Origin of the sequence: Neoalteromonas arenosi (assembly GCF_030362855.1) — a bacterium.
Taxonomy (GTDB): Bacteria; Pseudomonadota; Gammaproteobacteria; order Enterobacterales; family Alteromonadaceae; genus Alteromonas_E; species Alteromonas_E arenosi.
The window spans coordinates 45,994-61,483 of the sequence record NZ_JAUCBP010000011.1; the positions used below are offsets into that span (position 1 = coordinate 45,994).

A 15,490-nucleotide genomic window follows, 5' to 3' on the forward strand; every position below is an offset into this window, starting at 1 on the left:
TCCTCAGGTTACTTGTACAAAGTTCGGATCCAACGCTCCTCGGTAATAAAGCGCCACGCCCAACTGTCCCATTTTTCATTTAACCCAATCTCAACAATTTGATCTTCTGTTTCGCCGGCTACTTTTAATGCTTGCACATAATTATAGGTCTCTTGGATCATATCGCGAAACCGAATGAGATCTTGTCGAGTAGCCTCACTGCCATGCCCAGGTATAACACGAGTGTTATCGTCGATCATGCCAATCATTTGAGTGACCGCTGCAATATAGCCATTTACGTTGCCGCCAGCACCTAAATCAATATAGGGAAACCAATCCTTAAAAAACAAATCGCCGGTATGTAATACATTGGGTTGCTCAAACCAAACGATACTGTCTCCGTCGGTATGACTCGCGGGGAAGTGGATTACGTGAATCGTTTCACTATTGAAGTGAAACTTTACCCCGTCTTGGTATGTCACCACCGGAAGTGCATCAGGGTCAACATCTTCACCAGACGCAAGGCGTATGCGCACGTTCTCATGGGCAAAAATAGTCGCATCTTGTGTACCATGGAAAAACGCATTGGAGCCCGTGTGATCACCGTGATAATGGGTGTTGATCACGTAGCGAGGTTTGTCACTACCGAGTTGCTGCAGTGCGGCAGCGATTTTTTCAGCCAGCGGTGCATATTGATCGTCAACCATCAAGATTCCATCTTCACCCGATGACACCCCGATATTACCACCCGCGCCGATAATCATGTGAACAGAGCCATTGAGATGCTGAACTTGCATTTCAACATCAGCGAAGCGGTCGTTGGCCACGACCGAAGTCGAACCTAATAGTAATAAGGTAACAAAACAGCGTTTGATGGGTGTCATTAGTATTCTCTGCAGGGTGTGTGTAATTACACTATGCGCCTACCGCTGCAAAGGGTCAATTCACGACTTATGCAAATGGTATTATTTTTCTACCAAATACTATCCGGTCAATGCTTCAATCTTGTCGCGATTACGCCGCGACAAAGTCAGTAAATCGCCCGATTCAAGGATAACGGTATAGTCGCCCTTATCGTTTGGCCGCAGCTCAATCACAAATGAACGGCGCACAATCGACGAGCGATGAATACGAATAAAAACATCTGGGTCTAGCTGCTGCTCTAAGGCTGTCATGGTCTCTCTATGCAAAACCGTTTTGCCATCATCAAGATGCAGCTCCACATAATTGCCCGCGCCGGTTATATAATTGACGTGCTTTACATCGATTAATCGAATGCGGCCAGGGTCACGCACGACAAGACGAGACTTACACCCTGCCCTTTCGCTGATAGGAGGTTTTGGCCCATTTTGGACCGGCTGTAGTGGTTGTAATTTAGCTAACACTTTTTGCCACGCTTGCGCAAAACGGGCATCGCTGTAGGGCTTTAATAAATAGTCTACAGCATTGACCTCAAATGCCGGTAAGGCGAATTCATCATAAGCGGTGACAAAAACCTTCAGAACCGTTTCCGGTAATTGTTTAGCTAACTGCAAACCTGAAATGCCCGGCATTTGCATATCTAAAAAGGCCACATCGACATTTTCTTTTGCCAATAGCTGTAAAGCGTGATCACCATTTTCTGCTTGTAAGCATTGGACTGCCTCGGCAGTATCATTGAGTAAATACGCAATACACTCTCGCGCAAGGGGCTCATCATCAACAATTAGTACCTTGATCATTGTTTACTCCTTTAGTCCGTATGCTGCGGCAGACGCATCAACGTGCGAAACAACCCATTTTCCAACGGCGTCAACTCCAGCTGGAAGTCTTTGTACAATTTTTTTAAGCGCTCTCGGGTATTGTGTACACCAATACCGAATCCCTCATGAGAGTTATGTGCGCCCACGTTGTTGACTAAATCAATTTCCAACATACCGTGGCGCAAATGAATACTCAGACTTACCGCGTTGTTCTTACCATTGGACTGTGAGCCGTGTTGTACCGCGTTCTCCACCAAGGGATGCAGCAGCATGTTGGGAATATGGACATTCATACACGAATTATCGATATCCGTCGTGATTTCTAATTTGTCAGCGAAACGCATTTTTTGGATCAATAAATAACTGTGGATAAATTGCATTTCTTCGCGCACTGAAACCGTTTGACTCTGCTTGTTCGCCAGTGAAATACGCAACATATTACTTAGCTCCGACAGCGCTAGCGTTGCATCATCTAGCTTTTTCAATCGCACTAGGCTAGTAACGGTATTTAGTGTGTTGAACAAAAAGTGAGGGTTAAGCTGAGAGCGCAAAACCTTTAACTGTTCGGTGATCAACTCCTGCTTTACTTGATTTAACGTGAAGCGCTCGCGCATGGCCTGATGATAAAAATGTGCACCAACGGCGGCAGTCACAATACCTATGTAGATCACAATATCGATTATGCCGGTTGATAAAATTACGTTGTACAAACGTTGTTGAAAACCGCTGAAACTTTCACCGCGAATAACCACTTGCATGGCTAAACTAATTGTCCAATAAACAAATAACACCCCAAGCGATGCCAACAAGTAACTCGCCAGTCGGCGCTTGGAACTTTCTTTAAAGGGCAAAGTCAATAAGTTGTGAACAATGAAGAATACGATGGGGGTGACCCAAATAAAATTCAAAAACCAAGGCGCCAGCATTACGAAATAATTGGCCCAGGTTAATTCAAGATCTGCGGCACGTGCATTAGCCGCCTGTGCATAAGAGAAGAATGTGAGGAAACTAAACCACAGCGCAGAGTTAAAACTCCAAAAAAAAGGGCTTTTGAATAGTTTGTAATAGTCGCTCGTTACTGAACTGAAAATAATCCTCCCCCCCAGCAGTACGAAAAATTTTATTCGTTAATGCTAATAATACGCCATCTCCCGAAATTTAAATCCCCATTTATCCATTTAAATAGACTGTTCATCACACTAAACCCGCGTTTAGTGGATGTGGACTGGTTGTCATATTCGAGCAGGCATAGCGTATATCGACGATAACAAATCGGTTATCTGAAACACACAATACTCCGCAAGTAGCACTTGTTTTGCTTGTGGAGTGTAGGAGACCTCTTTATGTTTGCTAACTCTAAAATTGCTTGTGCCGTCAAAGCCGCCTGTTGGGCTGGGGCTGCCAGTACCCTACTGGTCGCCAATTTAGCGACAGCACAGCAAACAACTGAAAACACCCCAGATGACTCTGCTGATGTAGAAGTCATTGCGGTAACTGGCTCACGGATCCGAGCACCCGGTGTAGAATCATCCAGTCCAATCATTTCAATCGGCGAAGAAGAAATTGGCTACTTACAAACACCCGAATTTGAACGCATCATCCGTAGCTTGCCGGCAACCATACCGGCTGACGGTAGCAACGTAAACAACGGTACCGCAGGTGCGGCCACGATAGATTTACGTGGTTTAGGCCCGCAGCGTAACTTGGTACTGATGGATGGCCGCAGGATGGTGCCATTTAACTTTAACGGTGCGGTCGATACCGCAACCATTCCAACGGCACTGATTGAGCGCGTTGATGTGGTCACCGGTGGTGCATCGGCAGTATATGGTTCAGATGCGATTGCAGGCGCGGTAAACGTTATACTAAAAGACGATTTCGAAGGTGTCGCCTTTGATATGAATCACAACCAAACTGGCGAAAGTGATGGCGACCAAGACAGTATCTCGTTAACTGTAGGATCTAACTTAGCGGATGATCGCGGTAACGCCGTGCTCAGCGTCAGTTGGATGGAACGCGATGCAGTTCGCTTGGGGCAACGTCCATTGGGACAACTCGGCATTAACTCTAACTCGGGTGCGGGCCTCGCAGAGTTTCTAGCCGGTCAACCTCCTGCAGACCCCATTGCTGGCTGTGGAGGCCCCAACGTGGTTGATTTTGTTAACGGCAGTGGTTCAACAACGGCTATTCCAACGCGGTTTGAATTAATTGGTACCGGTGTTACTGGGCAGTTCCGCGATGACCGTACGCTTGGCGAACAGTGTAGCCGGTTTAACTTTAACCCATTTAACTATTATCAAACGCCTGCGCAGCGATATTCTGCTACAGCCCTCGCAAATTATGAGATAAATGAATATGCCAATGTTTATGCCCGTTTCAATTACTCGAATACGTCTGTTACCCAACAAGTAGCGCCTTCGGGCACCTTTGGCGCGAGCTTCAACTTGCCGCTTTACAATCCGCTGATTAGCGCACAAGCGCTGGCTTTTATGATTGATGGTGCCAATGCTGCCGTCGCAGATGGCTCGTTGGTTGATGGTGGTAGTTGGACCGACGCGAACGCTAATGGCCTTGTCGATAGTGAAGACAGTTTAACCGTACGGTTACGTCGACGTACCTTGGAACTGGGTGAGCGTACTGAGCGTTATGATTCAGATATCTGGCAAATTAACGTTGGTGTGAACGGTGCGTTCTTCGGCGATTGGGAATATGACGCATCATTCCAATACGGCGAATCCAATCGGACTACCGTACGCGATGGTTACACCAATTTACCTAACATTCAAAATGCATTAGACACTCGAGATGGGGTTACTTGTGCCGTTGGCGGTAACTGTGTGCCAATCGACTTATTTGGTGGCTTTGGCACCATTACCGAAGAAATGGGCGCTTACGCGCGTGCGATCGCATTGCAACAACAAAAGTATGAGCAAACCATCGGTACATTGTTCTTTACGGGTCCTGTTGATGCGATTGAACTGCCCACAGCGGCAAGCCCGCTCGCAATGAGCTTTGGTTATGAATACCGCAAAGAAGAAGGTTTACTAGAGCCTGATGAGTGTTTGAAAGAGTCACCGGCGAGCTGTCAAGGTGGCGCTGGTGGTAACTTGTTACCCATTCGCGGCGGTTACACCGTAAATGACTTTTTCTTCGAAGGTATTTTACCGATTTTTGATGGTCAAAGTTTTGCCGACCGTTTGGATTTGGAGTTCGGCTATCGTACGTCAGACTATGACTCCATCGGTACAACAGATTCTTGGAAAGTCGGTTTTAATTGGCGTCCGGTTGAGTCATTAATGTTCCGCGTGATGCAACAGCGCGCAAACCGCGCTCCTAATGTGGGTGAGCTATCGTCGCCAGTAACGTCAGGGTTGAGTAATGCGACCCAAGATCCTTGTTCAGTTGCAAATGCTGCTAACATTGACGATCGCTTGCGCCAGCTGTGTATCTCAACGGGAATGTCTGCCGCTCAGGTGGGCGTGATCCCAGATATTATCGCCGGTCAAATTAATACCTTTGCGGGTAGCAACCCCGTTGATCCACCTGGGCCGGAAGAAGCGGATACATCAACTGCCGGTTTTGTCTGGACACCTGAGTTTGAAGCGTTTGACAGCTTTGTCATCTCAGCTGATTACTACAAAATCGATATTAAAGACATTATTGGTAACTTTAGTGCTCAAGAAGTACTCGACTCTTGTTACATTACGGGCCTTGAGTCTGAATGTGCCAAGATCAACCGGGTTGGCGGTGACTTAACCGGCTCAGCGGCGGGTGTGAATCTATTCACCACTAACCTAAACTTCCTGGAAGCTGAAGGTGTCGAGATTGCCTTTAATATGTCATTTGACTTGGATGATATGGGTAGCTTGCGTTTGTCGGGTAACATCAACAAGTACTTGTCACAAGAGTCACAAAGTTCAGTAACAGTGCCAGTGCTGGATTGTAAAGGATACTACGGCACTAGCTGTGACCCTCTATCTGACTTGCGCTGGATCCAACGCACAACGTGGACTTATGACGATTTAACCCTATCAGTTCAATGGCGTCATATCAGTTCTGTTGATGTAGAGCCACCTGAGAGTTCATTGCGGTTTGAAGCATTTAGAAGTATCGATGCTTATGACTACATCGATCTATTCGGTAGCTATCAATTGACCGATTACATTACCCTTACCGCAGGTGTTGATAACTTGTTTGATGATGATCCACCCGCGCTTGGTAACCAAATCGGTGATACTAGCTCAAACTCTGGTAACACCTTCCCAAGTAACTACGATACTTTGGGTCGAATCTACAAAGCAGGGATTAACTTCCGCTTCTAGAGAAAACAGAGTTTAAACCCAAGCCGGCCTGCAATTGCAGATCGGCTTTTTTTTATCGGGGACTAGGGCAAAAAGACAAATCTGTGTTCATTCACAAATTAAGAAGAGCATAGTGGGTTTAATTTTTGCTAAGCTGGTATTAATGAATAAGCATTGGAAGGGTTATGGCTTTTAGATATGCATTCATGCCATCAGAAAATACTACTGTGAGGAAGTATGTTGAAGGTTATACGTTAATGGCTTCAGCATCTAACAGAGAATACAAATGCTATGACGTTGAAACTTTGCCTACCGTGCTGAGCGACTTTGGCGTATTTCACCCCCCCAAATTTCTCAATTACAGTAACTAACATGCAGCGAATTTTTGATATGTACAAAACACCAAACCACGGAATATATTCATTGAGCATCAAGCAGTCTCTTGTCACGAATGACTACTCCGAATCTTTTAATATTGGTGGTGTCGAAGCTCTTATTGCTGATTTACTGGAGGTCACAAAAGACTTAGATGCTTGGGTGTTATTACAGCGGCCAGAATCTAATGTAGGGGTTACTCAAGACGCACTTATCCCAATGATGCAAGGTTATCTAAAACTTCAGCAGGCAGGATGTAAGGCTGTTGGCATAGTAGAAAACAGCCTTTTTGTACATTCGGGTACACCCCATAATCCAGCTGAGTTGACTATGCCGATTAATATCCATAAAGACGAACACTACCTACGCGAATGGTTAGAGAAGATTTTAAAGAAAATAAAGATTTAGACTTCACAACCCTTGCTGTGTAGTCACTCGTTAAAACAGCGCCAATACTCCCAAGATGACAAGAGACAAAACTCTCTCTATCATTCTCGAATGGTCGGGAGAAGACAACGAGCAGACATTTGGCAATGTGCATTTTTTGCACATTGGTCGGTCTACTAAAGACAATAAGCAGACGTCCATATAAATGATTATTAGCTAAGCTTTCTAACGAATCTTTTGTGCCCAGAACTTATGAATAATTCAATTTTTCAGAAGAGCATACTCTGCTAACATTCTTTGTGTTAATCAGATGCTTTATTGCTGGAAGGGGAAACTGTGAGTAAATATGAAGGCTGCTCAAAAAATGAGTTAATTTCTCAATTAATCTCCCTTGAACACGAGCTTGAAAAACTTAGAAAGACAGCAGCAATGAACGAAACTCTGCTTAGAATTTCTGAGTTGGCCCATGACCATTCATTAAGTATTGATGAATTCTACAAATCAGTATGTAAAGTTTTGAGCTCAGTAATTGATACAAGTAATTTCTACATTGCTAGATTGAAAAGAAATGGCGAAACACTCAGTTTCGATTTCTACAAAGACACTTATGGTATTCAATTTGAATATGAGCATGATTTTCCAATAAGACCATATGGAAAAGGCCTTACCGAGATGGTCATTGATGGGGGGGAAACTCTCCTTCTTAGTCAAAAGGATATTGAAGAAATAACTTCGGCTGGTTCAATCACACGCAGACGCAAGACAACTGCCCACTCATGGCTTGGTTCACCATTGACCTTCAACAACGAAAAACTGGGTGCTATTGTTGTTCAAAGTTACAAATTCAATTACACATTCTCGAAAGAAGACAAAAACCTTTTTACCTTTGTGTCCCAGCACATTGCGTCGGCAATTGCTCGCTATGAACAAAAGCAAGCACTAGAAATAAACGCAAAAACAGACTCATTGACAGGGTTATTGAATCGCTCTGCGTTTTTAGATGCTTTAGAGGGTGTAATAAATGCTCGTTCGGGCTTATATCAATCATGTGTCCTATTTATTGATTTAGATGGATTTAAAGCAGTGAACGACACATATGGACACGAGATTGGAGATGAGGTTCTAGTCTTAGTTTCAAAGGTCATAACCGCAGAGATTAGAGATATAGATTGTGTAGGCCGGTTCGGCGGAGATGAGTTTGTAGTTCTAATGAGTAGGCTTCAGCGAAAAAGTGATGCCAAGAACGCAGCAGAAAGAATACTAGAAGCTCTAAATAAACCAATTCTGGTTAGTAATAAGTTAATACATATTGGAGCAAGTATTGGTATTGCTTATGAAAACAAGCGGCACATTGCTGCAGAAGAGTTAATCAAAGATGCAGATTTGGCAATGTATAGAGCCAAAAAGCGTGGTAAACGCCAGTATTCAATTGCAAAGTAAAAATATTTTGTATTGAACGATACTGCTCATTTAATGCTATGAGTTTAAGGACACCATTTTCCGATAAGTATTTTCAGTTCCACTAAAGACAATTTGCAGTCGTTCAGTCTTGAGTAAAGTTCAAGGCAACGAATGACCAAAATTCTCACTAAGACGACGTTCAGTCTGCCTAAGTGATAGGTTGCTGCAAACTATTGCAGATTAGTCATTAAGCCAAATGATGAGTTATAAAAACTGAAAACACCAGAAGTCAGTGTGCTTTATGCTTAAGCTCGCGTTGGCTGCTGTGAGTAGCATTTATTTTTAGAGAATCCTGGATATGCCTTGTTTTGCTATAACATTCTAATCGTTTGAGCTGAGTACCCAGGAAAAAACAAGCATTATGTGATACTTTCATCAAAAGTTAACATTTAAACGGATAAGGCCTTATTACAAGACCTTGTCTTTGCCAACTAATAATATTGCGTTCTAATTCTTTTTTCGTCTTATCATCAAGGCTAAGATCCCGATTCCTAACAATACTATCAAAGAGGGTTCTGAGACACTTACACTTGATTCCATGTTTTGAACAGGGATATCTCGTACTAACGCTACACCGTACGTTACAACAGAATCGGATGTTGAATACCAATCAGCGGGAAACAATTGACTTATTCCTGATTTTGTAGAAGATGACGAAGCTCCGATTGCATAAGTCAACCGAATGCTAGCGACATTGTAAATCCCATTCTGATCTTTATCGGAACCATAAAACGCGGAAGTTATTGTCTGACCGACACTCCGATTGTCCGATATTCCGAAAAGATTAAAAAAACCAACATATGTCGTGTCGTCGATGATATTGGCATCATATTTTACAGCACGAGTTAGTTCGTTGGACTGTGTTAGACCAAACCAATGAGAGAACAATCCATTCATTTGGTCATTGGAAGCTAGTGACCAACCTTCATAGGTCTCCAGAGCCTGATTGATAGATAAACCAGTAGTGACATCCCACTTCATCCACTGAAGACCACCACCGGTTACCACGTTAGATTCTGAATCCCGCGTATAGTCGTTAAAGCTTATTAAGGCTCCATGAACTTTAAAAGAAGATAATAAAACAAAGGTGATACATACTAAAAAGTAACTGCGCATCATTGATACTCCAATATTAAATTAATGACCCATAGCAAACTTCATGCCAATCAAAAGATATTAATAATATCAATGAGTTAAGTGGAGTAAGACTATCTGGTCATACCAGGTGTAAAGTATGTCGACAGCATATGTTTTAGTGCTGTTTAAGAGGTATTAAAAAATTGTAAATTTAACTTGAAGCCGAATTTAACGTTGCATGAGGATGGGGTATAAATGCTAGAGATTCTAACTATTTAACCGTTTCTAATAATAATTAAACGTAATAGAACAACTGCGTTAAAAAACCTGACATTAGTGGGATAACACAAAGTTTTTCAACAGAAAGCGACTGATATTAATTACTCGTTTTTCTATTTGTTGTATATCACTATTTTGAAAGACTGCATCTGCCCATTTTCCTGTTGCTCACTGTTTTAGGTGCATGTCTCGAATAAATGAATTCCGAAAACTTATTAACTCACATCAGCTCAAAAAACGAATGTCTGCTTATAATGCCCATCTTTGCCGTTGACTACCAATCAAACCTGAACGGCTGAAATACGTACGAAGCTGTCTACCCGCCAGTTGTTAAGCGATAGCGGTATTTTATTATTCACCGCCGATGTACTTGAACCGTGGAACTTGCTCGCCGTCGGTTTCAACGGTCTCGGTAAACATCGTTAACGGCCGTACCCACAAGTCAAAATCCCCGTAAAGGGTGCGGTAAACCACCAACTTAGATTCATCTTCCGAATGTGTGGCAACGCCAAGCACTTCGTAGTCATTACCTTTGTAATGACGATACTTACCTGTTGGGATTGTCATACTGAATTCCTGCGTAAACGAAGTGATTGTGACAATAATATCAACGTATGCAAACCAATTAGAGCGGCGCTGATGATCATTAGCATTGACCAACCTGTCAACGCCAGAATCGCACCGGCTCCCAGAGCTGCAAATGCCTGAGCGCTAAATACCATAAAGTCATGCATGCCTTGTGCGGCAAATTTCTCGTTGGGGGAATGGCTTTTTCCCAGTAAGACAGTACCGGCGAGAAATAATAAGTTCCACCCCAAACCTAGTAGAACCAAAGCTACCCAATAGCTCGCCCATTCAGCGCCATAAAATCCGATTAGCATGGTCGCTATGTAAATACTCAATCCGCAGAAAATAACACCTTTGATCCCTAAACGGTTGATCAACCAGGCACTAAAAAAGGATGGCAAATACATAGCAATGATATGACTTTGAATCACCCACTTGGTCTGTTCCAAACTAAAGCTTTGATGCACATGCATATGCACAGGCGTTGCCGTCATAATAAAGCTCATTAGCGCAAAACCGATGACTGATGTAGAGACTGCAATAATAAAGTACGGTTGACGAATGATTTGCCAGCGTCCCCTCGCAGGTTCAGCATTGGATACTTGCTCCAACGGTTGTTCGGCTGTTAATTGAAATAATAGTGCACATAGCAAACTGGCAGCAGACACGAGTAAAAAGCTGCCCACATACGCTTGTGAAAACATTGCCTGCCCGAGAGTTACGAGTTCTGGACCTAGCACAGCTGCTACCAAGCCTCCAAGTAAGACCGTCGACATCGCCCGTGGTGCTAAGTCAAATGGCACCGCCTCAATCGCGGCAAAACGAATTTGCTGAAATCCCGCGATACACAGCCCAAGCATGAAAATCGCCGCTAAAAATAGCCCAAAATTGCCAATATAAGTTGCTAGCCCAGCAGCCATAGCGGCCGCAGCTGCTACAACTGCTGAACCGGTAAATCCTTTTTTACGCCCAAAGCGCCGCATCAGCTGGGTCACAGGCAACACACCACAAGCTGTGCCAACAATCATCATGGCAACAGGCAGAGTTGCTAAGGATGGATAAGGAGCGAGTTGTGCGCCGACGATTCCGCCGGCCAATACAACTGTAGCACCAGCACTCATTGCCAGTGCTTGGATCAGAGCGAGTAACCAGACGCGCGCTGGTAACTGCCGGATCACTGAGGCTTATCTACGTATGTCGCAACCATCGCGGCTACAGGCGCTGCGGTAGGCTTACCATGCTGCCAATCCAATTTTTCGACCCCACTACCAGCAATATCGACATGCGTATAGGCAATTGGAAACTCACTATTCTCGTCGTGCTGATCAATGCCCGATGCAATATTCAAAAACGCCATTGGAAATTGATGACCTCGCATGGTTGATACTGATGGCGCATTGTTCGACGACAGGACATCATCGGCTTTGGTACGAGCCTTGATAAAATCATAGTCTTCGCGACGGCTCGATGATAATTCACCGCAGTCGCCCCACATCGCGCCTTTTTTAATAAACGCATTTGCCAACATGCGCTGTTGCGCTACACCGTTTTGTATATAACCGGTGTACGGTCCGAGTGCGATGGCGGCGTGACCGGTTAAGGTCGCCACTGAATAAACTTCCGGCTTGGTTTCTCGCGGCTGTTGCAACGCTAATTCACGCAAGTGAGACATAACATCAGCGAGCACCATACGCCCTTCTGCATCAGTATTACCCACCCGCACTCTGACGCCGGCATGGCTGGTAATGATCTCATCGGGTACATAGGCTTCTTCACCAATGCTATTGCGCACTACGCCAAGCTCGGCCACTACTTTTATGTTTTTCGGTTGTAACTTCGCCAGACTCAGCATAAAGCCTGCGACTGCGGCTGCACCACCTTTATCGCGACTCATACCTGCCATATGACCACCCACTTTTAAATCAGCACCGCCAGTGTCAAAAGTGATTCCTTTACCTGCCAAAAACAGGCTCTTTTGGATCAAGCCTTTACCTTCATAGGTTAGGCGCACTACGCGAGGCTGATGCCGCTCAACATTCACCGATGCACGGGCAACGCCATGTAGTAGAGGATAATCCTGACGCAATTGTTGGTCATCGGCGATCACCTTCACGTCAATGCAGCTGTCTTTAAACGCTGCAACACAATAATCGGCAAACTTCGGTGGTGCCATGCGCTCAGGCTCAGTACCGCATAAATCACGCGCGAGACGTTTACCCAGCTCAATTGCGTGAATATAATCACATTCAGCCGCGGACAAACCCACAATGCCAACTTCGGCAATAGTCTCAACAGCGTCTTCTCCTAGAGCTTCACGCGCTTCCAGCGGTTGCCAAAGGCCTTGGGCAAAGCCCAAGTAAGCCACTTCGATGGCATTTTGATAACGCTCTTCATTATGTTCCAGCGACACCATTAGTAACGGTTTATTTATCCCTGCCGCAACAGCGAGCTCGGCTGCTTCACGTCCAGCGTCAAAGCAACGGCGAACATCATCGTAGTAACGGTCTAAAGGCCCTGTGGGAACATGCAACAAACGTTGTCCAGGAACTTGCGCTGCCGCCAATAAAACCGGCTCTTTACCCACGCGAGCATCGATAGCCTTATGCTCGGTTAATACGCTGGATAACCCGCCTAGACTGCTGGGCGTTAAGCTATCAGAAATAACAATGGCCGCATCATATTGATTGAGAACGTCGCCATCTTGGATAGAGGATACCGGAATTGGTGTAGGGGCTGACATACTGTGTCCTTGTGATTTTATTTAGGCTGATATTGTGCACGTGGTTCCGCTACAAACTCAAGTTGCTCAAAAGGTAAATTCATCTGTAGCATGGAATCATTTGTTGGCAAGCCTACGTGTAAACCGACTAAGCGGATCCCGCGATCTTTACTTCGCGCGTACGCCTCGGCCATCAATTCGTTAAAGTAGTCACGTTGCAACGTTGCAGTTTTATGTTCAACCGTTGTTTGTTGAAAGTCACTAAATTTGAGTTTAACGCCTTGCGACGCTATCCGCGCCTGACTCCCTGCATGTTTGGTCAGTCGTTGGTAAAGACTCTCATAAAGTTTCTCAACAATTGCCAAGCATTCATCAAGACTGTGAATATCTTCTGCCAAAGTACGTTCAACACCAACAGACTTGCGCTGGCGCTCGGTACTTAATTCGCGATCATCAATAGCATGGCTACGCTTCCACAACACAGGACCAAATTTGCCGAATTGCTTAACCAGGCGGTCCAGAGGGTAATTGCGAACATCCGCACAGGTGTACAAACCTAATCGTTGTAGCTTCTCAATTGTGACTTTACCGACACCGGGAATTTTTCTGAGCGGCAACTGCTGAACAAACTCATCCAATTGGTCAGGTGTTATCACACAGATTCCATCGGGTTTGTTTTCATCGCTGGCAATCTTGGCAACGAACTTAAGCGGTGCCACACCGGCTGAAGCAGTAAGACCTAACTCAGCTTTGATGGTACGTCTTATTTCTTCAGCAATTAGCGTAGCGCTGCCACCGTGCAGCTTACAATCCGATACATCCAAGTATGCTTCATCAAGCGATAATGGCTCAATTATGTCGGTATAGCGTTGGAATATGGCTCGTATTTGCTTAGACACGCTGACATAGACGTCCATGCGTCCTTTTATGAGTTTCAGCTCTGGGCATAAACGCATGGCATGCGCAGTTGCCATAGCGGATCGCACGCCGAATTGGCGAGCGGGATAATTACAGGTGCTGATCACGCCGCGCCGATCAGAGCTTCCCCCTATAGCAATAGGCACATTGACCAATGCCGGGTTATCGCGCATCTCAACGGCAGCATAAAAACAATCCATGTCGATATGAATGAATTTCCGCACACCACACCTTAAACTGTATAAAAAAACAGTATTTTGGCTCCTGACCGCCTATTTTGCAAGTATTGTGGTGTGGCGTTCAGTCATTGAGTGTCGTTACCCCAACAGGCCAGAGTGATCGTTGTATGACTAGATTATTTTGTCCTTTTGCCACTCAGCAATTTTTTGCTGGCGTGCTTCTTCTCGTTCCATGCGTGCTTTTTTGCGATCACACGGCTCTGGGCAATCACACGCCTTAGAAATACCTAAAGCCCCTAAACCACCGCAACTGCCGGCGATGGATTTGCGTTGCACCATATAGCCAACCGCCATTGCTGCCACCATAGCAAGGAAGAAAATAAATGCGAGAATAAAAGTACTCATAATAATCTCTGTTAGTTCCCGATTTGATGGGGAGTTACCACATTAACCCGTTGGTCAAATGTGCTAGATGTCCATTGAATAAATTCGTTACCGCTCTTACTGATTAGAATAACGGCAATATTATTGAGCTCCGCCACCGCTTTGGCTTGCTCAGTGCCCATTACAATCAGTGCGGTCGCCAAGCCATCCGCTGTCATCGCGGAAGGATGAATAACCGATACCGACACCAAATTGTGCTGTATGGGCTTGCCCGTTATCGGGTTAATTAAATGCGAATAACGCACACCGTCCTGCTCATAATAATTGCGATAATCACCAGATGTCGCAATCGCATTGTTACCGATTTCAATCACGCTTTGAACTGCACGTTCGGTAGAGACTGGTTTTTCGATCGCTATTCGCCAAGGTTGTCCTGACATTTTATTGCCAGCGACACGCATTTCACCACCAATCTCAACTAAGTACTCGGTAATGCCCGCCGCAATTAACAATTCAGCAATTACATCTACACCATAACCTTTGGCGATTGTACTTAAATCGATATAAAGATTCGGTTCGTTTTTAATGATGCTGTTGTCAGCTAAAACAATTTTGTCGATACCTGTCGTGGCTAACGTTTCAGCAATGAGTGCATCACTGGGGACAACGTCGGGTCGTTGCGTTGGACCAAAGCCCCACAGGTTAACCACAGGCCCTATAGTGATATCTAAGGCGCCATCGCTGACTTGGTGCAACCGAACTGCTTCGCGCAGAACCGCTACCGTTTCTGGCGAGAGCGCAAAAGGTTCAGCACTGCGGTGCTGGTTGAGTTTCGATAGCTCTGAATTCGGATCATAGGTCGACATTAACGCATTTACGCGGATCAATGCCGCGTCAATCTGCCGGTGAATATCTTCTGGATCGACGTTTTCGCTAGGCGCAAACTTAACGTTGTAAGACGTTCCCATTGTCGCCCCTTGTAAATGCACTTCTTGCGGTTGTTGCGGAGCGCAACCAAACAGCAAGAAGAGCAACGAGACGCCAACGATAAGGTATTTTACTTGATTCATTTATGTCCTAAAAAAGGGGGCTAAAAAGCCCCCTTGTCAGCAAAAATTGATT

Annotated in this window: 13 protein-coding genes; 3 read left to right on the top strand and 10 right to left on the bottom strand. The window is 44.9% G+C overall.

Annotated features, from left to right (window positions below; genetic code table 11):
• Positions 1-8: 8 nt before the first annotated feature.
• The 3 genes from QTP81_RS12770 to QTP81_RS12780 all read right to left on the bottom strand — a co-directional run bounded on the left by QTP81_RS12770 (position 9) and on the right by QTP81_RS12780 (position 2,629).
• Entirely contained in the window at positions 9-863 is an 855-nt protein-coding gene (locus tag QTP81_RS12770; RefSeq protein ID WP_289366005.1) for an MBL fold metallo-hydrolase, read from the bottom strand.
• 99 nt (positions 864-962) lie between these two features.
• A complete protein-coding gene (locus QTP81_RS12775) occupies positions 963-1,700 on the bottom strand; it encodes a LytR/AlgR family response regulator transcription factor (protein WP_289366006.1) in 738 nt (245 codons plus the stop codon).
• A gap of 11 nt (positions 1,701-1,711) precedes the next feature.
• On the bottom strand, positions 1,712-2,629 hold the full coding sequence (locus QTP81_RS12780; protein WP_289366008.1) for a sensor histidine kinase: 918 nt from the start codon (positions 2,627-2,629) through the stop codon (positions 1,712-1,714).
• A gap of 435 nt (positions 2,630-3,064) precedes the next feature.
• On the opposite strand from QTP81_RS12780, the gene QTP81_RS12785 reads away from it, so the two are divergent.
• The 3 genes from QTP81_RS12785 (at position 3,065) to QTP81_RS12795 (ending at position 8,224) form a co-directional block, all read left to right on the top strand.
• Complete coding sequence (locus QTP81_RS12785; RefSeq protein WP_289366010.1) at positions 3,065-6,043, top strand: TonB-dependent receptor plug domain-containing protein; 2,979 nt, start codon at positions 3,065-3,067, stop codon at positions 6,041-6,043.
• 351 nt (positions 6,044-6,394) lie between these two features.
• Complete coding sequence (locus tag QTP81_RS12790) at positions 6,395-6,805, top strand: hypothetical protein (RefSeq protein WP_289366013.1); 411 nt, start codon at positions 6,395-6,397, stop codon at positions 6,803-6,805.
• A 315-nt stretch (positions 6,806-7,120) separates the two neighbouring features.
• Positions 7,121-8,224 carry a sensor domain-containing diguanylate cyclase gene (locus tag QTP81_RS12795; protein WP_289366014.1) on the top strand — a complete coding sequence of 368 codons (1,104 nt, stop codon included), beginning with the start codon at positions 7,121-7,123 and terminating at the stop codon, positions 8,222-8,224.
• A gap of 468 nt (positions 8,225-8,692) precedes the next feature.
• Here the strand turns inward: QTP81_RS12795 and QTP81_RS12800 are convergent, their stop codons facing one another.
• The 7 genes from QTP81_RS12800 to QTP81_RS12830 all read right to left on the bottom strand — a co-directional run bounded on the left by QTP81_RS12800 (position 8,693) and on the right by QTP81_RS12830 (position 15,438).
• Positions 8,693-9,364: a PEP-CTERM sorting domain-containing protein gene (locus tag QTP81_RS12800; protein WP_289366016.1), complete on the bottom strand. Its 672-nt coding sequence runs from the start codon at positions 9,362-9,364 to the stop codon at positions 8,693-8,695.
• Positions 9,365-9,952: 588 nt separating this feature from the next.
• The gene (locus tag QTP81_RS12805; RefSeq protein WP_289366018.1) at positions 9,953-10,168 is read right to left on the bottom strand and encodes a DUF1653 domain-containing protein; all 216 of its coding nucleotides are present in this window, start codon (positions 10,166-10,168) and stop codon (positions 9,953-9,955) included.
• The gene (locus QTP81_RS12810) at positions 10,165-11,346 is read right to left on the bottom strand and encodes an MFS transporter (RefSeq protein ID WP_289366019.1); all 1,182 of its coding nucleotides are present in this window, start codon (positions 11,344-11,346) and stop codon (positions 10,165-10,167) included. Before QTP81_RS12810 ends, QTP81_RS12805 begins: the two co-directional genes overlap by 4 nt.
• Positions 11,343-12,908, bottom strand: coding sequence for a M17 family metallopeptidase (locus tag QTP81_RS12815; RefSeq protein ID WP_289366021.1), 1,566 nt, complete (start codon positions 12,906-12,908; stop codon positions 11,343-11,345). Before QTP81_RS12815 ends, QTP81_RS12810 begins: the two co-directional genes overlap by 4 nt.
• A gap of 17 nt (positions 12,909-12,925) precedes the next feature.
• A complete protein-coding gene (dinB, locus tag QTP81_RS12820; protein WP_289366023.1) occupies positions 12,926-14,029 on the bottom strand; it encodes a DNA polymerase IV in 1,104 nt (367 codons plus the stop codon).
• Between the two features lie 126 nt (positions 14,030-14,155).
• Complete coding sequence (gene nqrM / locus QTP81_RS12825; RefSeq protein WP_289366025.1) at positions 14,156-14,389, bottom strand: (Na+)-NQR maturation NqrM; 234 nt, start codon at positions 14,387-14,389, stop codon at positions 14,156-14,158.
• Positions 14,390-14,400: 11 nt separating this feature from the next.
• Entirely contained in the window at positions 14,401-15,438 is a 1,038-nt protein-coding gene (locus QTP81_RS12830; RefSeq protein ID WP_289366026.1) for an FAD:protein FMN transferase, read from the bottom strand.
• Positions 15,439-15,490: the final 52 nt, after the last annotated feature.

Coding starts and splice junctions, on each gene's coding strand:
- QTP81_RS12830 (WP_289366026.1), bottom strand. CDS start 15,438: ATGAATCAAGTAAAATACCTTATCGTTGGCGTCTCGTTGCTCTTCTTG.
- QTP81_RS12790 (WP_289366013.1), top strand. CDS start 6,395: ATGCAGCGAATTTTTGATATGTACAAAACACCAAACCACGGAATATAT.
- QTP81_RS12800 (WP_289366016.1), bottom strand. CDS start 9,364: ATGATGCGCAGTTACTTTTTAGTATGTATCACCTTTGTTTTATTATCT.
- QTP81_RS12785 (WP_289366010.1), top strand. CDS start 3,065: ATGTTTGCTAACTCTAAAATTGCTTGTGCCGTCAAAGCCGCCTGTTGG.
- QTP81_RS12815 (WP_289366021.1), bottom strand. CDS start 12,908: ATGTCAGCCCCTACACCAATTCCGGTATCCTCTATCCAAGATGGCGAC.
- nqrM (WP_289366025.1), bottom strand. CDS start 14,389: ATGAGTACTTTTATTCTCGCATTTATTTTCTTCCTTGCTATGGTGGCA.
- QTP81_RS12805 (WP_289366018.1), bottom strand. CDS start 10,168: ATGACAATCCCAACAGGTAAGTATCGTCATTACAAAGGTAATGACTAC.
- QTP81_RS12775 (WP_289366006.1), bottom strand. CDS start 1,700: ATGATCAAGGTACTAATTGTTGATGATGAGCCCCTTGCGCGAGAGTGT.
- QTP81_RS12770 (WP_289366005.1), bottom strand. CDS start 863: ATGACACCCATCAAACGCTGTTTTGTTACCTTATTACTATTAGGTTCG.